The 24,156-nt window shown below is 45.0% G+C and carries 16 protein-coding genes, 1 tRNA gene and 1 pseudogene; 7 read left to right on the forward strand and 11 right to left on the reverse strand.

All coding sequences use genetic code 11. From position 1 onward, the window contains the following. The first annotated feature begins 19 nt into the window (after positions 1-19). Together M0N77_RS03675 and M0N77_RS03680 are read left to right on the forward strand one after the other, a co-directional pair. Positions 20-2,200, forward strand: a complete 2,181-nt coding sequence (locus M0N77_RS03675; protein WP_353103636.1) for a 3-hydroxyacyl-CoA dehydrogenase NAD-binding domain-containing protein — start codon at positions 20-22, stop codon at positions 2,198-2,200. Beyond that, positions 2,193-3,278, forward strand: a complete 1,086-nt coding sequence (locus tag M0N77_RS03680) for a CaiB/BaiF CoA-transferase family protein (RefSeq protein ID WP_353103638.1) — start codon at positions 2,193-2,195, stop codon at positions 3,276-3,278. The genes M0N77_RS03675 and M0N77_RS03680 overlap by 8 nt, the downstream gene beginning before the upstream one ends. A 76-nt stretch (positions 3,279-3,354) precedes the next feature. Here the strand turns inward: M0N77_RS03680 and M0N77_RS03685 are convergent, their stop codons facing one another. Then, a complete protein-coding gene (locus M0N77_RS03685) occupies positions 3,355-4,077 on the reverse strand; it encodes a TetR/AcrR family transcriptional regulator (RefSeq protein WP_353103640.1) in 723 nt (240 codons plus the stop codon). Between the two features lie 390 nt (positions 4,078-4,467). Between M0N77_RS03685 and M0N77_RS03690 the strand changes: the two genes are divergently transcribed. Next, positions 4,468-5,619, forward strand: coding sequence for an acyl-CoA dehydrogenase family protein (locus M0N77_RS03690; RefSeq protein ID WP_353103642.1), 1,152 nt, complete (start codon positions 4,468-4,470; stop codon positions 5,617-5,619). 112 nt (positions 5,620-5,731) lie between these two features. Here the strand turns inward: M0N77_RS03690 and M0N77_RS03695 are convergent, their stop codons facing one another. From M0N77_RS03695 to M0N77_RS03735, 9 genes and pseudogenes are all read right to left on the reverse strand, one after another. Next, positions 5,732-6,490, reverse strand: coding sequence for an IS5 family transposase (locus M0N77_RS03695; RefSeq protein WP_025651202.1), 759 nt, complete (start codon positions 6,488-6,490; stop codon positions 5,732-5,734). A 99-nt stretch (positions 6,491-6,589) separates the two neighbouring features. Next, positions 6,590-6,799, reverse strand: a pseudogene (locus M0N77_RS03700) (IS3 family transposase); the annotation flags it as partial. Between the two features lie 129 nt (positions 6,800-6,928). Further along, a tRNA-Ile gene (locus M0N77_RS03705) sits at positions 6,929-7,005 on the reverse strand. Between the two features lie 81 nt (positions 7,006-7,086). Beyond that, entirely contained in the window at positions 7,087-7,869 is a 783-nt protein-coding gene (locus M0N77_RS03710; RefSeq protein ID WP_353103646.1) for a pteridine reductase, read from the reverse strand. A 3-nt stretch (positions 7,870-7,872) separates the two neighbouring features. Next, positions 7,873-9,066: a tRNA nucleotidyltransferase gene (locus M0N77_RS03715; RefSeq protein WP_353103648.1), complete on the reverse strand. Its 1,194-nt coding sequence runs from the start codon at positions 9,064-9,066 to the stop codon at positions 7,873-7,875. 144 nt (positions 9,067-9,210) lie between these two features. Continuing rightward, positions 9,211-11,532 carry an NADP-dependent malic enzyme gene (locus tag M0N77_RS03720; protein ID WP_353103650.1) on the reverse strand — a complete coding sequence of 774 codons (2,322 nt, stop codon included), beginning with the start codon at positions 11,530-11,532 and terminating at the stop codon, positions 9,211-9,213. A gap of 388 nt (positions 11,533-11,920) precedes the next feature. Continuing rightward, the gene (locus M0N77_RS03725) at positions 11,921-13,387 is read right to left on the reverse strand and encodes a protein adenylyltransferase SelO family protein (RefSeq protein ID WP_353103652.1); all 1,467 of its coding nucleotides are present in this window, start codon (positions 13,385-13,387) and stop codon (positions 11,921-11,923) included. 115 nt (positions 13,388-13,502) lie between these two features. Next, positions 13,503-14,705, reverse strand: a complete 1,203-nt coding sequence (locus M0N77_RS03730; protein ID WP_353105558.1) for a fatty acid desaturase — start codon at positions 14,703-14,705, stop codon at positions 13,503-13,505. A 484-nt stretch (positions 14,706-15,189) separates the two neighbouring features. Further along, positions 15,190-16,044 carry a glycerophosphodiester phosphodiesterase gene (locus M0N77_RS03735; protein WP_353103653.1) on the reverse strand — a complete coding sequence of 285 codons (855 nt, stop codon included), beginning with the start codon at positions 16,042-16,044 and terminating at the stop codon, positions 15,190-15,192. Between the two features lie 392 nt (positions 16,045-16,436). Between M0N77_RS03735 and M0N77_RS03740 the strand changes: the two genes are divergently transcribed. Further along, positions 16,437-17,390 (forward strand): hypothetical protein, encoded by a 954-nt coding sequence (locus M0N77_RS03740; RefSeq protein WP_353103655.1) that lies wholly within the window; start codon positions 16,437-16,439, stop codon positions 17,388-17,390. 162 nt (positions 17,391-17,552) lie between these two features. Here the strand turns inward: M0N77_RS03740 and M0N77_RS03745 are convergent, their stop codons facing one another. Next, positions 17,553-18,182: a cob(I)yrinic acid a,c-diamide adenosyltransferase gene (locus M0N77_RS03745; RefSeq protein ID WP_353103657.1), complete on the reverse strand. Its 630-nt coding sequence runs from the start codon at positions 18,180-18,182 to the stop codon at positions 17,553-17,555. Between the two features lie 158 nt (positions 18,183-18,340). Between M0N77_RS03745 and cysS the strand changes: the two genes are divergently transcribed. From cysS to M0N77_RS03760, 3 genes are all read left to right on the forward strand, one after another. Next, entirely contained in the window at positions 18,341-19,810 is a 1,470-nt protein-coding gene (cysS, locus tag M0N77_RS03750; RefSeq protein ID WP_353103658.1) for a cysteine--tRNA ligase, read from the forward strand. 225 nt (positions 19,811-20,035) lie between these two features. Beyond that, on the forward strand, positions 20,036-21,874 hold the full coding sequence (locus M0N77_RS03755) for a mechanosensitive ion channel family protein (protein WP_353103660.1): 1,839 nt from the start codon (positions 20,036-20,038) through the stop codon (positions 21,872-21,874). A gap of 179 nt (positions 21,875-22,053) precedes the next feature. Next, on the forward strand, positions 22,054-24,018 hold the full coding sequence (locus M0N77_RS03760) for a mechanosensitive ion channel family protein (protein WP_353103662.1): 1,965 nt from the start codon (positions 22,054-22,056) through the stop codon (positions 24,016-24,018). Positions 24,019-24,156 lie beyond the last annotated feature (138 nt).

Below are 24,156 nucleotides of genomic sequence, written 5' to 3' on the forward strand. Positions count from 1 at the left end.
ATCATTTAAGGGACAAAAAATGACTACCAACACAGACAGCATTGATGCTATCAACACTCTAGCCAATTTTTCAGCTGAGCGTGATGATGATGGTATCCTCACCGTTACTATCGATCAAAGCGCGCGCAAAATGAACGTCATCGGCGATGGCTTTACCGACGCTTTTGCCGCGATGACAGACAGCTTTATTAGTGACGAGTCGGCTAAAGGCCTCATCCTAACCTCGGCCAAAGACAGCTTTGTGGTTGGCGCGGATATCGATCAACTGGCTCATATCGAAACCGCTGAGCAAGCTTTTGAGTTAGTCGAAGATCTAAAAGGTAGCCTACGTAAACTTGAAACGTCAGGCAAGCCAGTCGTCGCTGCTATGACGGGTACGGCACTCGGCGGCGGGCTTGAGCTGGCATTAGCCTGTCATTACCGCATTGCTATTGATTCGCCAAAGACTAAGCTGGGTCTACCAGAGGTTAAGCTAGGGTTACTGCCCGGCGGCGGCGGTACTCAGCGTTTGCCAAGATTGGTCGGTATCCAAAAAGCGCTTGAGCTGATGACCCAAGGGGTCGAGCTACGGCCTAAAGCGGCTTTGGATATCGGTCTTATCGATGCCACAGCGACTGATAATGACGACATGCTAGCGCAAGCCAAAGCGTGGATCAAAGCCAATCCAAAGGCTAAGCAACCTTGGGACACTAAGGGCTTTAAGATCCCAGGCGGTAACAGCATGCATCCAAAAGTGGTGCAAGTGTTCTCTATCGCGCCGGCTATGGCCAATCAAAAGTCGCACGGCAATTATCCGGCGATTACTCATATCATGTCCTGTGTATTTGAAGGCTGCATCGTCGATATCGATACTGGCCTTGAGCTTGAATCACGCTATTTTGCCGCTTGTGTGTTATCAAGCGAGTCCAGAAATATGATCAATACGCTTTGGACGCAGCTCAATAGCATCAAAAAAGGCCAATCGCGTCCGCAGGGTTTTGAGCGCTACAAAACCAAAAAAGTAGGCATCTTGGGCGCAGGTATGATGGGCGCTGGCATCGCTTGTGTCACGGCCAAAGCCGGTATAGATGTCGTGCTACTCGATACAGATATAGCAGGCGCTGAAAAGGGTAAAGCTTACTCTACCAAGCTTTTGGATAAAGCCATTAGCCGTAAGCGCTCAACTGAGGATAAGAAACAAGCACTACTCAAGCGTATCAAGCCGACCGTCTCTTATGATGATCTAGCAGACTGTGATCTGGTTATCGAAGCGGTGTTCGAAAACCGTGAGATCAAAGCCAGATGTACCGAGCAGTCCGAAGCGGTGATTCCAGAGTCGGCTGTCTATGCGTCTAACACCTCAACCTTACCTATCACCGGCCTGGCAGAGGCGAGCAAGCGTCCAGAGCAATTTATCGGGCTGCATTTTTTCTCACCCGTCGATAAGATGCCACTGGTTGAGATTATCATGGGCGAGAAAACCGATGATGAGACCTTAGCCAAAGCCTTTGATTATGTGCTACAAATCGGTAAAACCCCTATCGTCGTTAACGACAGTCGCGGCTTTTATACCTCACGCGTGTTTGGGACTTATGTCTCTGAAGGCGTCGCCATGTTAGGCGAGGGCGTACATCCGCGTAGTATTGAAGTGGCGGGTCTAAAGACCGGTATGCCGATGCCGCCGCTCGCGCTACAAGATGAGGTGTCATTGAGTCTAGCTCTGCACGTCAGCGAGCAGCAGCAAAAGGATATGGAGGCGGAAGGGAGGACCATGGCGATGCGCCCCTCCTACGATATTTTAAAAACCTTAGTCAAAGAGCATGAGCGCGAAGGTAAAAAGAACGGCAAAGGCTTTTATGACTATCCTGACAAAGGCGATAAGCATCTATGGCCTAAGCTCACCGAGCTTTATCCAACCAGTAGCGAGCAGCCAAGCCAGCAAGATCTAGTGGATCGCTTGATGTTTATTCAGGCCAATGAGTCGGCTAAGTGTTTTGAAGAAAACGTCGTGCGCTCAGTCGCCGATACTAATATCGGCTCTATCTTTGGTTGGGGATTTGCCCCGCATCAAGGCGGCACCTTGCAGTTTATAAACGCTATGAGCGTCGAGCAGTTTGTGGCGCGTAGCCGCGAGCTCGCCAAGCAATATGGCGAGCGTTTTGAGCCGGCTAAGATTTTGGTAGAGATGGCTGCAAATGGTCAGGAGTTTGTGGATGGCTAATTTAGCTCACGCAATAGAGGGTATGAGCGACTGCTTACAAGGACTGCGCGTTGTTGATCTGACGCGCAATCTGCCCGGGCCATTTGCGACGCGTCTGCTGGCTGATTTGGGCGCGGATATCATCAAGATTGAGCCAAAAGGCGGTGATCCTGCGCGCGCGTTAGGCGGATTGTTCGAGGCCTTAAATCACGGAAAAACGACTCAAAAACTAGACTTTCGTGATCCTCAAGGTATTGAAGCGATCAAGGCTCATATTGCAGAAAGCGATGTGATGCTCGACAGCTTTCGTCCGGGTGTTCTTGAAGGTATGGGATTGGATGCACAGACCCTGCACGCTCTTAACCCAGAACTGGTTATCGTCTCAATTACTGGCTATGGCCTGGCTAACGATAGTGATAACTCTCAAATCGCTCATGATTGGGCGAATAAAGCCGGTCACGATATCAATTTTATGGCGATGAGCGGCGTGCTTGATCAGCTACGTACTGCAACTGGTGAGCAGGCCATACCTAACATTCAGTTTGCAGATTTGGCTGGCGGTAGTGATACGGCAGTGATTGCCCTGCTAGCTGCGGTATTTGCCGCCAAGCAAACCGGCAAAGGGCGTCATGTTGCAGTCAGTATGACCCATAGCTTGTACAATCATATGATTATGCCAAAAGCCACAGGGGAGCTGGTCAAAAGCTTCTCAGGTCAGAGTCCGGCGCCGCACCATGATTTTTTGGGCGGACTATTGCCTTGCTACCGCTTATACCAAACTGCGGATAATCGCTATATGGCGGTGGGCTCATTAGAGCTAAAGTTTTGGCAAGGATTGTGCGAGGTGCTCAAGCTGCCGGAGTATAAAGACGTGCATTGGCAGCGCGGGGTAATGCCCAACCTGCCTGCCAGTCAAGAGGCAGCCAAAGCGGTCGCTGATAAGTTCGCCAGTCAGCCGCTTGAGTTTTGGCAGCAAGTGTTTGCATCCGCCGACGTTTGCGTGACGCCTGTACTGAGCTTAGAGGAGGCCAAAGCGCATCCGTTATTTGCCCATCAAGACGCGCATCAAGCCACATCTGGATGGCAACAGGTTAGGTAAGTGCAGATTATCAGCAAGTCGAGCAAACGACAACCAGCACCGCTGCCATCAACAGTGGGTTAGTAATAAAGCGCTACTAGGACAAGTTTTGTATAGCCTCAGGCTTGGACATGGAGCGCCACAATATACCAAATAAAGCATCAAAATTTGCATTGAGCGGGGTGTCTGTCTGACGAATAGTATGCATAATACCCAAGCGACTGATAAACCCCATAAACACGTCAAATAAGATAGGCAGTGGCACCGTATCGACTAGCACGCCGCGCTTTTGACCATCCTCGAGCACGCTCAAAAAAGCATTAATAAGCTCTTTATTATTATAAATAGCGATATTGTGAAAACGCGCTATCGATACTTTGGAGAGCACCATTACCGCGTCAGGATGAGTATCGATAAAATCTAAGCAGACCCATAGCGTTTTACGCAGACGATCCTCGACACTATCAATACCTTGCAGGTGATCCATCATTCTTACTGCTAACTTGCCCAGTACCAAATCCATAATGGTATAAAGCACCGTTTGCTTATCGCCAAAATACTTATAAAGCGTTTGTAGCGACACGTTTGCCGCTTTGGCAATTTGAATCATAGTAATATCACTAGCATCGCTACCTGCAAACAGCTGGCGCACCGCTTTTTCTATTTTATCCAAAGTGGCAGGACGCATCTCACTTAAGGGTGCTAAGGCGGAGGGTCCAGTCTGCTTAGCCGCTTTAGGCAGCTCACTTTTGATGTTAGGGCGCTTGTTAGTTCTGCCAACATCGGCGCTGGATAGTGATTTTGCTCGGGTTTTTTTCATATCTTATAATCCATTGCTCTAGTCGATCCACGATAAAACACGTATAGGGCTACTGGAATGAGTTTTATGTAGTCTTTATAACTGCACGCGAAGAGGGTTTATATGAGTCCTACGCTGCAATACTTGTACTGTTTTTAGTCAAGAGGCGCTATATCGCTACTTTTAGACCGAAGTAAATATTATGATAATTATAATTACCATTGTATAGTACTATATTGCATATCTGATACTTATTTTATAATATAACGATTATAAAACCTGTGTTAATAAGCATTTTATAGCTAAATAAAAGGGTAATATTAATTACCTTAATTTATGATTTAACATTACTTAATAACGGTAAATAGTTTGCTAGCTATTGTAAGCCAATATCTTATCAAGGAAGACTTTATGACTATCGCCTGTTTTAAACCTAGCTGGATGGACGAAGAGATTGAGATGCTACACGCCAGTGCGCTAAAAGTATTTAGAGCTTGGGAGCAGCATGATCAAAAATGGCGCGATAACGGTATGCTGGATCGCGACGCATGGTTAGAAGCTGGCGAGATGGGTTTTTTGTGCGCCTCGATGCCGGAAGAGTATGGCGGTGCAGGCGGTGACTTTCGTCATGAAGCGGCGCTGATTTATGCGCAGTCAGAAGCCAATCAAGCCGGTTTTGGTGGCTTTTTACATTCAGGAATTGTTGCCCCTTATATTTTGCATCATGGTACCGAAGAGCAAAAGCAAAAATGGCTACCGAAGATGGCGACCGGCGAGCTGATTGGCGCCATCGCGATGACTGAGCCGGGCACCGGCTCCGACTTACAAAATATCAAAACCTTTGCGGTCAAAGACGGCGATGATTATATTATCAATGGCTCAAAGACCTTTATCACCAATGGGCAGTTGGGCAATCTGATAATCGTCGCCTGCAAAACCAATAGAGAGCAAGGAGCGAAAGGCGTCTCCTTAATCGTGGTAGAAACCGACAATGCGCCCGGATTTGAGCGGGGCAAAAAACTCAAAAAACTCGGTATGGCTTCACAAGATACCTCGGAGCTGTTTTTTAGTAATATGCGGGTGCCGCAAGCCAATCTGCTGGGTACTGTAGAGGGTATAGGCTTTGCTCAGCTGATGCAGGAGTTGCCGCAGGAGCGCTTGATAGTGGCACTGGCAGGGGTTGGCGCTATGAAGTTAGCGTTAGATTTGACCATTGATTATACCAAAGAGCGCACCGCTTTTGGCAAGCCAGTCTGGAGCTTTCAAAATACGCGCTTCAAATTAGCCGAGTGCAACAGTCACTATATCGCCTCAAGCGCGCTATGTGATGCCGCTATCGAGTCGCTACTAAAAAAGGAGCTTAGCGTGCAGCATGCTGCTTTAATCAAATATTGGGTGACCGAAAAGCAGTGTATCGTTATGGATGAGTGCGTGCAACTATTTGGCGGCTACGGTTATATGATGGAGTATCCTATCGCGCGCCTCTACGCTGATGCCCGAGTACAAAAGATCTATGGCGGTACTAACGAGATTATGAAAGAGCTGGCGTCACGATTTATGTAAAGCGGTTTTTAATATTACTACATATAGTGATTAGTATAAAAGCATTGGTTATAAAAACCAGAATAACTGAACTCTTAAATATCAGACTATTAATATAGGGTGTGTATAGAATTCAAATCAAGGGCAACCAGATAAAGACACAAGCGAGCATTACCGCCGCTGCAAAGCTATCTTTGAGCTTATCATATCGCGTGGCAATGCCCCTAAAATGTTTCAATCTAGCAAAAGCGTTTTCTACCAAATGACGGCAACGATACAAATACCAATCTAGTGTGTCGTTACTGCTTTTAGAGTTCGACTTAACAGGTATGACTGACTGAGCACAGTGCTTGAAGATACACTCTCTAATATCGCTACTATCGTAGCCCCTGTCTGCAATCACCGCTTTAGTCTGGTTGTTAATGGTGCTACATATCAACGCCTTTGCCATCTTAGAGTCATGTACTTGCCCACCTGACAGCTCAACATGTATAGGGTTGCCACAAGCATCGACCACTAAGTGCAGTTTGCTGCTATTACCTGCAACGCTTTTACCAATGGCCTCATCAAGATGACTGGCTGCGCCTGTACTATGCTGATGAGCTTTAACCACGCTACCGTCTATAAATAACCATTCACTATCATAGTTTGCTGTGACTATCTTCATGAGCTTTTGCCATTTACCGGTTTTACGCCAGTAACGGTATTGATGATATATGCTAGACCAATGACCAAAATAAGAAGGTAAGTCTCGCCATGGACAGCCTACTCGTATGCGGTACAACATGCCTTCAACGGTACGTCTTAGATTGGGCTTGTTATATACGTTAATTTGTCGCAATATAATAAATAGCTTGTGCCAATGTTCATCGTTGAGCTTAGTGCGAGCCATAAGTGACGCCTTGTTTCTTTGTTGTGGTAAACATTAGAGTAAGGCGTTGCTTATTTTTTTCAATGCTTTCTCAATTCTATACAGTCCCTAATCCATCGCCTCTTTTAAAATATTGTGCTCCTTTTCGGCAACTTTAAGTTGTCGCTTGAGCTGCTTTATTTTTTGAAGAGCTGTTATACGATTGGGCGCGTATGGCTCTGTGCTGATAAACTTGCTTCGACTAGCTTTGTTCTGTCCGTTAGATAACGTTTGCATGGCAATGCTAAGCTACTTTGCGGTCGCTGAAATATTGCTCTTAATATCTGCTATCTTCTTGACAGCTTCGGCTTTAAATTTGCCACTGTAACTTCTTAGTCATAGCTCAAGTTATTGTTAAAAATAAAAAATCCCATAAAAAAAGGCTTGCCGCATCGCTGCGAACAAGCCTGATTTAATATGTGGTGGGCCCAGTAGGACTTGAACCTACGACCAAAGGATTATGAGTCCTCTGCTCTAACCAACTGAGCTATGGGCCCTAACGTTAGACGCATTATAATACATCAATTATTTAATTTTTCAAGTAAAAGATGATAAGAATAGAGACTATTTGCTTAAATTTAATAGCTACCGCCCGCTAAGGTTAAACTACGGCCACCATCCACACTAATAATCTGACCGGTAATATAGCTGGCTTTTGCCAAATATAGCACGCTTTGAGCGATATCCTCTGGTGTACCTATGCGCCGCATCGGTATAGAGCTGATAATACGATTTTGCTGTGCTTGATCAAGCGCTTGGTCGCTATCGGTTTCAGGCAAGATATTGACTCCAGGAGCCACACCGTTGACACGTACTAGCGGCGCTAACTCGAGCGCTAACGACTGAACCATCGTGCGCTGCGCAGCTTTTGCCATATTGTAGACGCTGTATCCGTTAAATGGTTTATCATGCGCGTGAATGTCGAGCAGGCTAATAATGCAGCCTTGTTGTGCTTGCAGATAGGGCAGCAGCGCCTGACTTAGTAGTAGCGGCGCTTTGGCATTACTCAAAAACAGCTCATCCCACTGCTCATCATCGATATCACCAAATGGCGTAGGATAAAACCTTGATGCATTGTGTACTAATACATCGATCTGCCCAAAAGCGGCGATGATATCATCAACAAAGGCTTGTAAGCTTGCTTTAGTATTAATAACGGTCAAATTTGCAATCAATAATCTAGCGCTATCAGGGCACTTATTATTAAGCGCGTCAGCTAGTGACTGCGCTTGTTGGGCGCTACTATTAGCGTGAATAATGACGCGGTAGCCTTGCTGATGAGCCGTCCGAATAATAGCCGCGCCGATACGTTTAGCGCTGCCCGTGACGAGCATAACAGGAGCATGGTTTATAGTATTCATGAGTTACGCTTGGTTGTTTTGAGTCTGCAGGTGCTTAATACGAGCAGCTCGTAGCGCTTCGCCAATAGCTACACCTTTTAGACTACTATCTATACTATCCATGCTAATAGCATGAAAGCTGCCTAGCGCAATCATCATTTGTCGGTGATTCTTCGCTAGTTTTAACACTTGGCTAACGACTAACAGCTGTGAGAGTTTCTCAGGGGTTTTATGAGCGCTACAGGCTTGAATAAGATCAATCTTCTGGGCTGCGCTTAGTTGATCTATTTTCGCTAAATACTGCGCTTGCTGGATAAATAAAGTAGCAAGTTGAGTTTGCGCTTTTGGAACTTTGACAAGCTTAGCTATGACGGTTGTTTGCTTTTCAGCAGCGACAGTCTGCAAATTATCATTCGCAGAGGTTGTTGAATTAAATAAAAAGTTATCAACACTACTCATTAGTAGCGCCCAGCGCTGTGAGAGGTTAAGCTGCATCTGAGCGGCAAAGTATAGCGCTGTTTGTACTGTTTCTTTGATCGAGGTGTTTTGCCAAGCTTGGTGAATAGGCGCAAAATAATCTTTTAACGCCTTAATATCAAATAGCGTTTGCCAATAGACATGCGGGGCCGTTTGCATCATGGCGCGGCTAGACTCTTGCCAAACGCGCTCGCTACTTAAATGATTAAGCTCGCCAGAAGCGACAAGCGCATGCATCAGCTCAAGGGTGTCATTAGCGATACTAAAGCCTAAGTCATAATAACGGCTATAAAAGCGTGCCACTCGCAGTACTCTTAAAGGATCTTCGCTAAAGGCCTCTGAGACATGACGTAGCGTTTTATGCTCGATGTCATTAAGGCCACCATAATAGTCAATAATTTCACCCGTGATAGGGGTATCATCAGTAAGGCTAGTCACTTCAATGGCCATAGCATTGATAGTCAAATCGCGGCGCTGTAAATCTTCCTCTAGAGTGACCTTTGAGCTGGCATCCACACTAAAGCCTTGGTAGCCATGACCTTGTTTACGCTCAGTGCGAGCCAGCGCATATTCTTCATGTGAGATCGGATGCAAAAACACAGGAAAATCAGCCCCCACTTGCTGAAATCCTGCTGCTAGCATTTGTTCAATACTTGCGCCCACAACGACGAAGTCTTTATCCTTGCTAGGCCGTCCTAACAGCTCATCGCGTACCGCACCGCCGACTAGATAGACTTGCATCACTACCTCTTTTAGCTAAATTTTAATCAAAAAAAACAGCCAACGCGTGACGTTAGCTGTTTTTATTATAGCACGGCGCTTATCATTAAAGCATAAGTCCCTAAATCATAAGCACGCAGCAAACCTTTTATTAGGCTTGCAGTGTTACTTTTGCTCTTCTTCTAAATCTAAGGCTTCTGTAACAGCCAGCGCTGTCATGTTGACGATACGGCGAGCAGTCGCTGATGGCGTCAAGATATGCACAGGTTTGTTAGCGCCTAAAAGAATAGGACCGATAGAAGCACTACCAGTAGCTGTTTTTAGCAGGTTAAAGGCAATGTTTGCCGCATCCAGAGTAGGCAGGATGAGCAGGTTAGCAGCGCCTCTAAACTCTGTTGATGGGAAGTCCTCTAAACGGATACGCTCATCTAGAGCAGCATCCCCTTGCATCTCGCCATCGAAATCAAAGTTGACATTCATCTTGGACAGTAACTGATAAACCTCACGCATTTTTACTGCGCTGGCGCGATCTGAGGTACCAAAGTTAGAGTGCGAGACCAAAGCCACTCTTGGTGTGATACCAAAGCGCTCTAATTGCTCAGCGGCTAGCACTGTCATCTCAGCCAACTGCTCAGCGGTAGGATCTTCATGGATGTAAGTATCAGCAATAAAGATATTGCGATCTTGCATTAATACCGCGTTCATCGCATAAAAATCACTAACGCCTTCTTTTTTGCCGATGACGTTTTGCACGTATTTGAGATGCAATTGATAATGACTAAACGTACCACAAATCATTCCTTCAGCATCGCCGTTTTCGACCAATAGTGAGCCAATCAGCGTAGTTTTACGGCGCACATCACGGCGAGCCAGCTCAATACTGACGCCTTTGCGTTTATTCTTCTCATAATAGCCCTGCCAGTAGTCTTTGTAGCGCGGATCATCATCAATATTGACGATAGTGATGTTGACGCCATCTTCTAGGCGTAAGCCAAGCTTTTCGATATTATTGGCGATAACGGCTGGACGACCTACTAAGATAGGATGAGCCAATTGCTCATCGACCACTACTTGTACCGCTAGCAAGACGTTATTATCCTCACCTTCACAATAAACGATGCGCTTAGGATCAGATTTTGCGCGAGCAAAGATGGGCTTCATCACAAACGCTGAGTTATAGACAAACTCAGACAAGCGTTGACGATAGGCATTGATATCATCCAACGGTAGGGTAGCGACTCCTGAATCCATAGCCGCTTGCGCAACCGCCGAGGCAATCTCGATGATTAGGTTAGGCTCTAGAGGACCTGGGATCAAGTACTCACGACCAAAACGGCGTATCTTATCTGTCGTTTTGACATTACCCACCGGTGTCGCTTCCACATGAGCCATGGCTGCAATGGCGCGAACACAAGCAATCTTCATCTCTTCATTGACCGTCGTTGCACCTACATCTAGGGCTCCGCGGAAAATATAGGGGAAGCATAAAGCGTTATTGACTTGGTTAGGATAATCTGAGCGTCCAGTCGCCATGATGACGTCCGGGCGTACAGAATGCGCTACTTCTGGCATAATCTCAGGCGTGGGGTTAGCAAGAGCAAAGATAATAGGGTCTTTTGCCATGCGCTTGACCATATCGGTACTTAAGATACCAGGCATCGATAGTCCTAAGAACATATCGACATCATCCATGACCTCGTCGATAGTAGTCGCATCAGTATCGCGCGCATACTGCTGCTTGGTCTCATCAAGGTTTTCACGTTTGGTGCTGATAATACCGCGTGAGTCTGAGACGAAGATATTATCTTTATTTACCCCAAGAGCGCAGATAATATTTAGACACGAGATAGCAGCAGCGCCAGCACCAGAGCAGACAATCTTGATATCTTCTATTTTTTTCTCAGTGATTATTAGCGCGTTGAGCATAGCGGCGGCAACGATAATAGAGGTACCATGCTGATCATCATGGAACACCGGAATATTCATACGCTCGCGTAGTTCACGCTCAATCTTAAAACACTCAGGCGCTTTGATGTCCTCTAAATTGATACCACCAAAAGTCGGCTCAAGCGCCGCTACCGCTTCGATAAATTTATCTGGATCGTTTTGGGCAATCTCTAAATCGAAAACATCAATACCGGCGAACTTCTTGAATAGTACGCCTTTGCCTTCCATTACCGGCTTTGACGCTAGTGGACCGATATCGCCTAGACCTAATACTGCAGTACCATTGGTAATGACGCCGACTAGATTGCTACGAGCGGTATATTTTGCCGCTAGTTTTGGGTCTTTTTCGATCTCAAGACAAGGTACCGCTACTCCTGGCGAATAGGCTAGAGCTAAATCGCGCTGGTTAGCCATCTGCTTGATAGGGGTGACTGAGATCTTACCGGGACGAGGATGGGCATGATAGTGTAGGGCGGCTTGCTCGAATTGCTCTATTTCTGAAGAAGAGGTGTCCGTATTCAAGGTGGTATCGTCATTCATAATAATGGCCATAGTTGGAATGAAAGGATGGTAGACTCTAAAGAGGTCAAACGAGGGACTAAAAATAACCCCTAAAACTTGTGATGCCAGTAGCTGACTCTTATAAAAATAAGGGTTATGACAGATAACCGTCATCAAAAAGATAATAAGCAAAAAATCATAATATGCTGGAGTCAGTCAAAAATAATTGCACGGCTAAAGACATTGCACTAAAAAAATAACTATTCTAGCATCAATGTTAATTCACTGCCTAGTCAACTCTCACGAAATGTGCAAATCAGCTAAGCAAATTATTAAGTAGCCGTGACCAAACCAATAACCTATCCTAGATTTGCTATTGCTTATTTTGTCTGTAGCGGTTTATCTGTGATGTCAATCATCTAATCGGCTAAGAAGAGCAGCTAATTGGCATTTGCGGCGCGTTAGGCGCTGGCGGCGAGCTATCAAGCACCGTAGCTAGCTCTTGCACCTTATAAGGAGTGGCTAATAAAGTATAAAGTCGATCCACTTCATCGAACTGGCCTTGCTCAGCAGCGGTAATAGCTCGCTGCGCTATATCATTGCGTAGCACATAGACCGGATTGTTATTTTCTATGTTCTCAATCACCTCGTCAATAGATAAGGTGGCGATTTGAGCTAAATAACGCTTGCGCCAATCTTGCCAAACCGTTAATGCCTCGGCGGATAGCTCGTGAGTTAAGGTAGCTAACAGCTGCTTCTCATGGGGATAATTATCCGGTGCAATCAGGCCTAAGAGCGCCCGAAAGCTATTGGTATAATCAAGCAAATTATCTTCTAGTAAACTTAACCAGTCAAAAGCTAACCCTAAGCTTACTTGCTCATGCGGTAATCCTAGCTTGCGACAAAGCCCTTGCTGATAATGCTGCATAAACACAGTCTCATAAGGCGCGAGGCAGTCTGCTAAAGTCTCACGAGTGACGCCTGGCAAGCGCATAAAGTGCGGTAGCCAGACATTGAGGTTCCAGTAGCCGATAGCCGGCTGGTTTTGATAAGCATAGCGACCGGTATGATCGGAGTGATTATTAATCCAAGCAGGGTTAAAGCGCTCCATAAAGCCAAAAGGCCCAAAGTCTAGGGTGCTACCGGTAATCGATAAATTATCAGTATTCATCACCCCGTGCGCAAAACCAATGAGTTGCCAATCGGCGATCATCCGCGCCGTGCGTTCGACCACTGCGCTCAAAAACGATAATACCGGCTGCTCACTATCGCGGCAGTCAGGATAGTAGGTATCGATCATATAATCGGTAAACTCGCCCAATAAGTCCGGCGCAAAACTCGCTATCCACTCGACATGACCGAGGCGGATATGGCTATCAGCGACACGCATTAGCGCCGCTCCTGCTTCCATCTTCTCACGGCGTACTGGCGTGTCAGATACTACAAACCCTAGCGCGTTGGAGGCGGGGATACCTAACTGTGCAAAAGCGTGACCGCATAAATATTCTCGAATAGTACTGCGCAGCACCGCGCGGCCATCACCCATTCTTGAGTAGGGCGTCAAGCCAATGCCCTTGAGGTGTAAGTCTTGTAGAGTATCGTTATTATCCAAGACTTGTGCCATCAGGAGGCCGCGCCCATCGCCTAACTGTCCCGCCCATTGACCGAATTGATGACCAGCATAAGCCATTGCTAAAGGCTCAAAGCCATCCGGAACATAATGACCACCAATAATATCCACCCAGCGCTGCATCAGCTCTTTATCCTCAGACCAGCCTAATTGCTCGGCTACTTGCAGGTTAAAATGCCCAGCACGAGGATTATCAAGCGCAGTTGGCGGCTGCTTATGGTAAAGACGTGGATCTAACTTGGCATAGCTGTTTTGGTAGCGCATAGAGGCTTCCTATTTTTATAGATAGATAAAAAAAATCCCCCTAACTATAGCAGTTAGAGGGAAGGAGAAAAGTAGTAATTTTTTAAACAACCGCTAAGTACTAGCTTAGTTAAAACTAAGCGGCTTTATTGTCAAAACTAATAGAGCGAAACGCCGTTTTTAAATTATCGTTATGCTCAAAGATTTTTTTCTCAACCTTGATGTATTCGTGCTTAAGCTTGTCATCAACCTCATGCAAACGATCAGCAAACTCGGTTTTTTTCATCTCAACCGCTTTAGCTTTTAGTGCTTGCCACTCTTCGACCGTTTGTTTGAAAGCTTCGTATTCAAACTTGATGCGGTCTTGGAAGTTTTGCATCGCTTGCGGAATATCTAAACCTGTAGAGGTTGCTTTTTCGATCTGCTGCTGAGCACGCTTAAACTGCATCTGTACTTCGGCATGTTTAATAGTGGTATCATCGACTCTGCGTAGCTCACTCGTCAAACCAAGCTTAGAGAGGCCAGCGATTAGCCATTTAGTAGGATCGTACTGCCACCATTTCACGCCATTACGATAATCGTATTGGAAGAAGTGATGATAGTTATGATAGCCCTCACCCCAAGTAAAGATAGCTAAGATTGCATTATCACGCGCACTATTGGTATCGGTATAAGGACGCGTACCAAACATGTGACATAGTGAATTGATAAAGAAAGTGAAGTGATGAGTTAGTACCAGACGTAGCAGACCTGCTAATACTAGAGTACCCCAAACGTCACCTATCAACCAACCTACCGCTGCCACCATCGCCACGTTAGTCGCTAATACCCAAAGACCATAATACTTATGCTGAATTTGTAGCACTTTATCTTTGGTCAAGTCAGGGATGTTTTTGTAGTCAAAACGACCACTAGGATAGTTACGTAACATCCAACCTATATGGCTAAAGAAAAATCCACGCTGTGCTGAATACGGGTCGTCCATACGATCATCGACATGACGATGATGGCTACGGTGGCCTGATACCCAGTCAAAGGCCGAGCCCTGAACTGCTAAGGTTGAGCCTAGCAATAAGAAGTTTTTTACCACGGGATGAGCTTTATAAGCGCGATGCGATAACAAGCGATGATAGCCGGCCGTAATACTAATACCCGTCCAAGCCATAAATGCGCCAAACACGCCCCATACTGGCGCACTAACTTCATGAGTCAGTAAGTACCATGGAGTAATGACAGCGGCAGCAATAGGAGTGGCTATCAAGAACATCGCTGGCACTAAGTTGATGGGCGCCTTTTGAAATTCAAGCTCAAGAGGATCAATACCCTCATAATTAGCCATAGTATCAGTTGCTAGCGCATCATCAGCACTGCCATTAGCAGCAATGCGAGTACCAGCTACTTGATCCGTTTTACCATGTTCAAGCCACGTCTTTACTCTTAGTGCTTGAGTACCAGCATTTTGTATAAGCATATCACTAGACTTCATAGCGAGACGTAAGCCTTTGAGTGGTAAACCTATTACTTTTTTAGCAATCATGTAGTATTCCTAATGATATTGATTTCAGCGCCTATATTACCCTAAATAATAGATAAAGTGAACAGTTATACACTAGAAAAATATTGCTAAATAACAATAACTTGTAGGAGTTATGAGATATTTCTCATTAAAACCCCAATAGCTATCAGGAATTAGGTAGAAATGTAAAATTGCGCGAAGATAAGTGAGCTAAGTCTTGATGGCTTTTTTGCTAAAAAATAGAGTTATTTTGAAAAAAAACTGCCCTAAATCATTCAAATAGCAACCCCTAATTTTTACGCTAAAGTCATAAAAGCTGGCTTGGAATGTCAGTAATAATAACATCTACTTGCCAGTTTATGAGCTGCTTTATACTATCGATATCATTGACCGTCCAAGCGCTGATAGGTAGCTGATGACGATGATAATACTCGACTATTTGCTCATCTAATAAAGGATAATATACCCCTAGTTGACTACAGCCTAAACGCAGCGCTATGTTAGGCGCTGATGCTACCAAGCTATGCTCACGGACTAATAAGCCCCGCGTAATAGTGGATAAGTCTTTGTCCCCATGTAGTTGGGCAAGCAGCTGCAAATCAAAACTAGTTAGCACTAAAGGTAGGGTAGATAGAGGGCTATTGACTAAATATCGTTTTAACGCAGTCCTTAGTTTGGAGTAATTAGTACGCTCATTAGTCTTAATCTCAAGCTCTATATGGGTAAACCTAGTTAAAGTATGGGCTTCAATAACTAAGCTCTCAAGCTCGTCTATTGGCTCAAAGCTATTACTATTAGTCAACCCTAGCAGATGGTTAAGTGCCTGACGCTGCGGTTTAAAAAAAGGCTTAGTCATCGACAATGGTAATAACTGCGCTAGCATATCTAACGTAAGAATACGATGACCTGACTGAGTATGACGTTGAATCTCGCGCAGACTTAGCTGATCCACCCGCGCTTGTAAGCCGCACAGCCGCTGCAAAGTGTCATCATGAAAGACAATCAGTTGACCATCAGCAGTCAGCTGCACATCGAACTCTACTCCTGCTAGCCCCTTTGCTTGCAAGCGATTGGCATGTTGAAAGCCGAACAAAGTATTCTCTAGCGCCTCAACTCGAGCGCCGCGATGACCGAGTAGTTGAGTATTCTTAAAATTTATCATAACAATAGAAGCTTATTTTTGAAGTGTTTTAATAGTGCTAAGTTATATAGAGGCCATTTTCATTTATAGCATACGCTCTTATGACACGTGCTTAACTTATAGTAGGCTGATTGTTTTAACGCTAGCTGGTTCTATAAGGCCAATTAATTGATGCTCTGTTGTGTTTTTGCAACTAACGAGAGTTTTAGCGCTATTAAAAGCGTTTATTTGTATATTGACAAGTCGCTATGATGAACATCTTAATTAAACCTCGTATAATGACGTAATTTTCAATAAGGCGGTTATTATCAAACCTTATGAGTAATCAGTATGATCGAGTCTGCTTAATTATATATGATATTTAATAAATCTAGGGCAGCTATAAAGATCAGTAAATCAGGAGCTGGATAAGCATGAGCGTAGTAAAGAAAAAGGGGATGAACTGGCAGCAAGTGGCTGGTATCGGTTTGGTTTGTAGTCTAGCCGTTACGGGCTGTAGCCGTTCAGATGACGATGAAAGCGCCAATACAAATGAGGCTATCGCTGAGGCGCAAAGCGTGAATCAGGTCGATGTTGCTCCAGCTATGAGCTGTGATGATCCCTTGGTACAAGAGCGACTCAGAACGGCGTTAAAAAACACCTTGAACCAACAAGCACAAACGCTTGCTAACAATTATGCCAATGCTGCAGAAGTAACTATCAGCAGTAGCATGGTCAATGACAAAATCGGCAATATTTTGATCGATGTACAAAACGCCGCTTTATTGCAAGAAGGCAATGCTAATGGCATGACTACTTGTCAAGCCAGTGTCAGTATGACTTTACCTAGCGAAGACTTGTATCAAGCCAGCCTTATAGATTCAGCCAATAACAAATCCAGCCTACAATCACGTTTAGCGAACGATAATATCCGTATCAATAACAATATGCTCGTCGATGATGCTTTTAGCTACGTTATTGGCACTCAAAACGGCTTAGTACAAGCGCGTATCGCCGGACAGCCTGCTTTGATAAGTATTGTCGCTGATGTTATGGCCGCCTCATCACTAAAAACACTTATGGATGAGCAGCAAGCCATTCGCCGTGCAGAAGCTGCGGCTGCGCGCCGTGCCGCTGAACCAAAGCCAGCTGAGAACCAAAATATTCGTCAGCCAAGAACGGTGACTCCGGTAGCGCCTATCCGTCCTGCCACGCCACCAACGCCGCCGACATCGCCAACGATTAATAATAGCAACGAAGGCAACATTACAGCAGCGGCTCCTAGTAATGAGGCTAAAGCTCCGGTAGCGCCGCCAGAACCAAAAGTGGTTCCTAAAGATGACAGTATCGATATGGTCATCGTTGAAGATGATAGCGCTACTTATTAATACCGTGGATTTTATAATTGTTGTTCATCAAGTCTTGAGTAAATAAAAAAAGCATCTATAGCTCAAAGTTATAGATGCTTTTTTGTGTTATAAAGCAAAGGTCAAAATTGGCGTTTAAGATAGGGCTAATAAACCCAGCCATAAGCTACAGATTACTAAACACTATTTATGGTTATCAAGATTTTGCAAAGCTTGACTGTTCCATAGTACCTCAGAGACTTGCGCAGGATCAGTACAAAAGCGCGCAGCGACAAATAACCAGTCAGATAAACGATTGATCAAGCGAATAGCAGTTTGGCGAATAGCGGCTGGGTTTTGCTGCTGCAATAGCACCGCTTGGCGCTCGGCTCGGCGGCAAACAGTACGCGCGACGTGCAACTGGCTCACCAATACCGAACCTGTCGGCAAAATAAAGTCTTTTAAAGGCGGCAGGCTTTTATTCATCGTATCGATCTGCTGCTCAAGCCAGTCGATGTGAGTCTCGCTTACGCCTTCATATTCAGGCATGGCAAGCTCGCCGCCGATATTAAATAACAAATGCTGAATAATCACTAAAGCTTGCGCAAAATCGGCAGCATTAAGTCGTTGCAGATGCTCTGATAAGGGTTGATTAGCGGCTTTATTTGTCTGCGCTAAGTAAGCTTGCACCAGTCCAATGTGGGAGTTGAGCTCATCGACATCGCCCATTACATTGAACAAGATGTCCGCTTTACTAACACGGCTGCCATCCGCCATACCGGTCGTGCCATCATCGCCCGTACGAGTGTATATTTTGCTCAAACGATTACTCATTTATAACTCCACATTTTTAGTCTAAGGGTTTGCTTACTTATAGCTATTATTTAGCTAATAGTATCAAGCTGCGCTCATTGTAGTATTTTATGCCCGTTTTCGCTAAGATAATGCGTTAAGTTTTATATTCCTTCATTTAATTAACAAGGCTACTTTTTATGACTACCTCAATTACCGATGCTCAGTCTCAGCTTGTCATCTACGATTCATTGACGGCTCACAAGCAATCATTACAGCCCTTGGTGGCTGGCAAGGTAGGGATGTATGTCTGCGGCATGACAGTCTATGACTATTGTCATATTGGTCATGCGCGGGTGATGGTGGCCTTTGATCTAGTGGTACGCTGGCTAACGCAGTTGGGCTATGAGGTCAATTATGTGCGTAATATTACCGATATCGATGACAAAATTATCGCGCGCGCTATCGAGAATAATGAAGATATTAGCACTTTGACTCAGCGCTTTATTACCGCTATGCATGAGGATGCCACTGCTCTTGGCTGCTTAAGTCCAGATGCTGAGCCGCGCGCGACTGACTATATCGATGAGATGCAGCAGATGATTGCGACGCTTGTCGACGGCAATCATGCTTATGCCGCGGATAATGGCGATGTCTATTATGCGGTAGAGAGCTTCAAAGATTATGGCAAACTCTCAAAGCGCAAGCTTGAGGATATGCAAGCGGGCGCGCGTATTGAGGTTGACAACGTCAAGCGTAATCCTTTTGATTTTGTCCTGTGGAAAGCGGCCAAAGCAGATGAGCCGCAGTGGGCGTCACCTTGGGGGCAAGGGCGTCCGGGCTGGCATATTGAATGCTCAGCGATGTCGACCAAATGCTTAGGCGACACTTTTGATATCCACGGCGGTGGTCATGACTTGCAGTTTCCGCATCACGAAAACGAGATTGCCCAGTCTGAGGCGGCGACGGGCTGCCAGTACGCCAATAACTGGATGCACGTCGGCTTTATCAATGTGGATGGCGAAAAGATGTCCAAATCATTAGGTAATTTCTTTACCATTCGTGAAGTCATAGCTAGATATCATCCTGAAACAGTGCGTTTTTTCTTATTATCAAGTCATTACCGCAGCCAAGTAAACTTTTCAGACAAAGCGCTTGATGAGGCGCATAATAGCCTAAGCAGACTCTATCAAGCGCTAAAAGTGGTAGAGACGCAAAGCGAGCGAACGCTTAAGATAGAGGAAGCTGATAGAGAGCTGATAGAAAGCGCCTTTGCAAGTGCAGCAGGACAGGCTTTTATTGCCGCTATGAACGATGACTTTAATAGCTCAGCGGCTATTAGTGTGTTATTTGGGTTGGCAAAAGAGATAAATAAAGCGATCAAAGCTGAGGATTTTGCAGGCGCTTGGCAATACGCGCAGCAACTCAAGATATTAGCCAAACCGCTCAATATACTGCAGCAGCCAGTAGCGCAGTTTTTGCAGGCTATTATTGGCGAGGCATCAGCCGCGGCGCTAAGCGATACACAGATCGATGATTTGATTACTCAGCGTCAGCAAGCCAAAGCCGATAAGGATTTTGCGCAGGCAGATGCGATAAGAGAAGAGCTCAAAGAGGCGGGCATTGAGCTTGAAGATAGCTCAGCTGGCACCACTTGGCGACGCGCTTAAGGTGCTTTTCAAATTATAGACGCAAACTAACCGATCAAGTCAGCTTAGAGCTGGCTTTTTTGGGTTTACTGATTTAAGTTACTAGCAAACGATATCTGAAATTTGGCTTTTTTATAAGCTATAGGCGTGAGTAGCATCAAGATGAATAGTAACCAAAACGCAATAAGCAACGCTAATAATTGCGCAGTTTGCAACTTCTGTAGAGCGATAACAGTGTTGACAGTGATGTCTTACCCTCAGCGTTTTAGCGACTTATTTAGGCTAACGGGACTTTTGCTGATAGGGCTAAACTTATTATGCACCCCAGCCTTTGCAGCTAGTGATAATAGCCTACGCACTGACGCAGCTAGCATACAGCCACAACATACTTATAATGAATCTGATGCAACCATTAATCAGCAAAACTTTAAGTCTCAGCTCGCAAAGCTACGAGGCAGCAGTGAGGTCACTGGCGAGTACCATCAGAGTTATTATCTATTAAATCAGCTTAATACTGGTCTGCCTTCTTTGAACCCGCCGCCTAATTTATCCACGCCTCTTGCCACATTAGAGTTCTTTAAATTAGCTACTGACAATCAGCACTATAAGCTTGCCGCTCAGGCTTTAAATATGAATTTATTTAATCCTGACATACAGCGTGCACGCGGTGATGAGCTCGCTGAGCGCCTTGATTTTTTATTAGCCAAAAAAGACCTTTATGACTTTAATCAACTGCCAGATCGTCCTGATGGTTTAATCGAGCCCTCTATTGGCAGTAATAGCGATATCGATGGCAGTGTGCGCCGCTCTATTCAGCTCGGTCATATCAAGTATCTTAGCTATCGTATTCCTATTTATATTGAGCGCGTAAAAGTAGAAGGCGCGGACCCCGTTTGGGTGTTTTCCTCGCAAACGGTCGGGCATATCGATAAGCTCTATGAGCAATATAAACCCGCCACTTTTGAGCGCTATTTACCTGACTTTTTACTTTTTAGACCTCTAAATATTGCCATTTGGGAGTATATAGCCTTATCGTTATTTTTTTTACTGACTATCGCTTTAGGATGGGCGATTAGTAAAGGCGCGGGCAAGCTGATGTCTAAGTACGCTCAGGACGAAAATAAACGCGCTACCTTGAGTCTTAAAAGCACGACTGATTTGATCAATAAGCTGATAGTCCCTTTGACTATTACGATTAGCTTGGCCTTAGTTTTTACTTTGGTATCAGGAGGTTTTCCTTACTTGGATGATATTGCCACCGATACTAGGCCCATTATTTGGGTCGCTTTGGTCATCAGCGCCATTTGGCTTGGGGTACGGCTGATTAACTTTTTTGCCGATCGTTATCAAGATTTGCAAATTGACGGCTTAGGTCAGCAGCAATATGATGAATACCGTATAAGAATTACTTATTTATCGGTGTTTCGCCGCGTATTTATTTTTGTGATGATTATTGGTAGCGTTTGGATTGGGCTCAGTGAATTTGTCAATATTGAAGGACTAGGCAAGACGCTACTGACCTCAGCAGGTATCTTGAGTATAGTGATAGGCATAGCTGCGCAGCCTACGCTTGGCAATATTGTAGCGGGTATACAGATTGCGATTACTCAGCCGATACGCATTGGTGATACTATTATGTACGATGGTAATTGGAGCACCGTTGAGGATTTAGGGTATACCTATGCCACCATAAAAACTTGGGATGAGCGGCGATTGTTCGTGCCGATGCGCTATTTTGTCACCGAAACGGTAGAGAACTGGTCGCATCCTGATCCTCACCAAACGCGAACCATCTATCTACTCACAGACTACGGTATAGCTGTAGATGAGGTACGAAAAAAGTTTGTGGAAGTAGTCAAAAACAACTCATACTGGGATGGACAGACCGAGCCGACTTTGCAGGTTTTGTCAACCAAAAGAGATACTCTTCAATTGTATGGCACTATCGCAGCTGACAATCCAGATGATGCTTGGTTATTGGAGTGTCAGGTGCGCGAGCAGATGGTCACTTATCTCAGCGATAAGCAACAGCATTATCTACCGGCTGAGCGTATTGTCTTAATAAATAAAGATGCTGATAGCTAGCGTACGCTTTCGTTGACAAGCTATATTTTCATCATTAACTGTCACTTATATTGAACGAGTATTAGCACAAAACCTACAACGATTAAGTACGTAAACTAACGAAACAAGTCAGCTTAAAGCTGGCTTTTTTTGTGCTACTGTTTTAAGTTATTGATTACTCCGCCATAATTAGACCGCTTATGATTCTCTTTGTTAAGACTAGCATTCAGCTTGCTGATATTCATGACTTTGACTTGGATAACTCTTGCATTGACGATTCTATAACACCCCTTAATGATAACCAAAATCCTAATTCTTCTATAACTATAAACAGCTTGTTTATGGCCTTGATTGGCCTATGGCTGCTTTTTAGTAGTCTATCTGTTTTTGCGGCAAGCGCGCAGCCCGATAATTTTGCTGAATATGCTGAACAGCAAATCAGTCAAGTTGAGGCGCAAGATTTTGATATAAGCGAGGTAACTGACGAGATCTTTGACCCCTCAGAGAGCAATACCGTCAAGCAAGCGGGGCACTTGCAAGGAGATACCGCGCTTAGCGGCGATTACAACCCAAACTACTACCTATTGGATGAGCTCAATACTACTATACCGCCCTTAAACAAGCCCGCCAATCTGACCACACCGCTTGCGATGCTGGAGTTTTTTCAGTCGGCGGTGATGAGGCAACAGTATGACCTTGCCGCTTATGCACTCAATATGAATTTGTTTGATAGAAGTGTACAAAAGAGCCGTAGTATAGAGTTGACTAAGCGTTTGGATTATTTATTGGTCAAAAAAGATCTATATGTCTTTGAGGAGTTGCCGGATCGTCCAGATGGATTGATAGAGCCTGTCGTCGGCAGTAGCAGTAGTATCTTAGGGATACCGCGCCGCTCTATAGTGCTTGGTTACATGAACTACCGCGAGCGTCAAGTGCCTATCACTATCGAGCGAGTAAGGGTCAATGATCAAGCGCCCATTTGGGTATTCTCAGCGCAAACAGTAAGTAATATTGATAATCTATACGAGCAGTATAAGCCGCCACAGTTCGCCCGATATCTGCCTGAATGGATGACGTTACGCTATTTTGGTATGGCGATATGGGAATTTTTGGTATTGATATCATTTTTGCTAGTGACAATGGGGATTGGCTGGCTACTAAGCGCAGGCGTGGGAAAACTAGTCGGCCGCTATTTGAGTCATGAGGATAAGGATGTCGATATCCCTAACAGTAAAAGAGGGGTAAGAGATTTTGTCAAAAAGCTTATCGTACCGCTGACTTTTACTATTGGCTTCTCGTTAGTGTTTACTTTAGTATCAGGCGGTTTTCCGTTTATAGAGTCGGTAGCGACCTCAACTAGACCAATTATCTGGATATTTTTGGTACTGAGCGCTATCTGGCTTGGGGTTCGAGTGGTCAATTTTATGGCCAATCGCTATCGTGACTTGCAGATTGAGAACTTAGATGAGCAAGATTATGATAAATATCGCCGCCGAAGTACTTATGTCTCTATCTTTCGCCGGCTATTTATCTTTGCCATGGTTATCATTAGTGTCTGGATTGGCTTAAGCGAGTTTACTGATATCGAAGGCTTAGGTAAGACTTTACTGACCTCAGCGGGTATCGCAGGGGTGGTATTAGGGGTAGCGGCGCAGCCGACTTTGGGCAATTTGGTAGCAGGCGTACAAATCGCTATGACTCAGCCCATCCGTATTGGCGATACTATTATGATCGATGGTACTTGGTGTACCGTTAATGACTTGCGCTATACCTACGCGGTGATCAAGACGTGGGATGAGCGCCATTTGTTTATCCCAATGCGCTACTTTGTCACTGAAATCGTAGAGAATTGGTCGCATCCTTTTGTCCAGCAAATGCGTCCGATGTACCTCTATTTAGATTACGGGGTCAATATTGAAGAGGTACGGCAAAAATTCATCGCATTGGTCAAGGAGCATGAGCTGTGGGATGGGGAGACGGAGCCTGTGGTGCTGACGGTATCGGTCAATGAGGATACTATAAAGCTACGCTGCGCGGTGCCCTCAGATGGTCCTGATAATGCTTGGGCGATGGAGTGTGATCTGCGCGAACAAATGCTGGATTATCTGTATAAGGAGCAAAAGGCGCACTTGCCAGCGGAGCGTATTACCTTTAAAGAGGGCTAAAATAGTTCATGCGAACATAAGTTAAATTTGCTACAATACGGCGTTATTTTAAAGGGATAACTGAGGTATTCAGATAAGCATGGCGTTATATTTACGCTGTTATAGTCTATCTACTAAGCTCCCACCATCAAAATAGCC

Origin of the sequence: Psychrobacter sp. AH5, from assembly GCF_040371085.1 — a bacterium.
In the GTDB taxonomy this organism is placed as follows: Bacteria; Pseudomonadota; Gammaproteobacteria; order Pseudomonadales; family Moraxellaceae; genus Psychrobacter.

Excerpts from the sequence above, each read along its gene's own strand:
- M0N77_RS03675 (WP_353103636.1), top strand. The coding sequence starts at position 20 with ATGACTACCAACACAGACAGCATTGATGCTATCAACACTCTAGCCAAT.
- M0N77_RS03680 (WP_353103638.1), top strand. The coding sequence starts at position 2,193 with ATGGCTAATTTAGCTCACGCAATAGAGGGTATGAGCGACTGCTTACAA.
- M0N77_RS03685 (WP_353103640.1), bottom strand. The coding sequence starts at position 4,077 with ATGAAAAAAACCCGAGCAAAATCACTATCCAGCGCCGATGTTGGCAGA.
- M0N77_RS03690 (WP_353103642.1), top strand. The coding sequence starts at position 4,468 with ATGACTATCGCCTGTTTTAAACCTAGCTGGATGGACGAAGAGATTGAG.
- M0N77_RS03695 (WP_025651202.1), bottom strand. The coding sequence starts at position 6,490 with ATGGCTCGCACTAAGCTCAACGATGAACATTGGCACAAGCTATTTATT.
- M0N77_RS03710 (WP_353103646.1), bottom strand. The coding sequence starts at position 7,869 with ATGAATACTATAAACCATGCTCCTGTTATGCTCGTCACGGGCAGCGCT.
- M0N77_RS03715 (WP_353103648.1), bottom strand. The coding sequence starts at position 9,066 with ATGCAAGTCTATCTAGTCGGCGGTGCGGTACGCGATGAGCTGTTAGGA.
- M0N77_RS03720 (WP_353103650.1), bottom strand. The coding sequence starts at position 11,532 with ATGAATGACGATACCACCTTGAATACGGACACCTCTTCTTCAGAAATA.
- M0N77_RS03725 (WP_353103652.1), bottom strand. The coding sequence starts at position 13,387 with ATGCGCTACCAAAACAGCTATGCCAAGTTAGATCCACGTCTTTACCAT.
- M0N77_RS03730 (WP_353105558.1), bottom strand. The coding sequence starts at position 14,705 with ATGGCTAATTATGAGGGTATTGATCCTCTTGAGCTTGAATTTCAAAAG.
- M0N77_RS03735 (WP_353103653.1), bottom strand. The coding sequence starts at position 16,044 with ATGATAAATTTTAAGAATACTCAACTACTCGGTCATCGCGGCGCTCGA.
- M0N77_RS03740 (WP_353103655.1), top strand. The coding sequence starts at position 16,437 with ATGAGCGTAGTAAAGAAAAAGGGGATGAACTGGCAGCAAGTGGCTGGT.
- M0N77_RS03745 (WP_353103657.1), bottom strand. The coding sequence starts at position 18,182 with ATGAGTAATCGTTTGAGCAAAATATACACTCGTACGGGCGATGATGGC.
- cysS (WP_353103658.1), top strand. The coding sequence starts at position 18,341 with ATGACTACCTCAATTACCGATGCTCAGTCTCAGCTTGTCATCTACGAT.
- M0N77_RS03755 (WP_353103660.1), top strand. The coding sequence starts at position 20,036 with ATGTCTTACCCTCAGCGTTTTAGCGACTTATTTAGGCTAACGGGACTT.
- M0N77_RS03760 (WP_353103662.1), top strand. The coding sequence starts at position 22,054 with ATGATTCTCTTTGTTAAGACTAGCATTCAGCTTGCTGATATTCATGAC.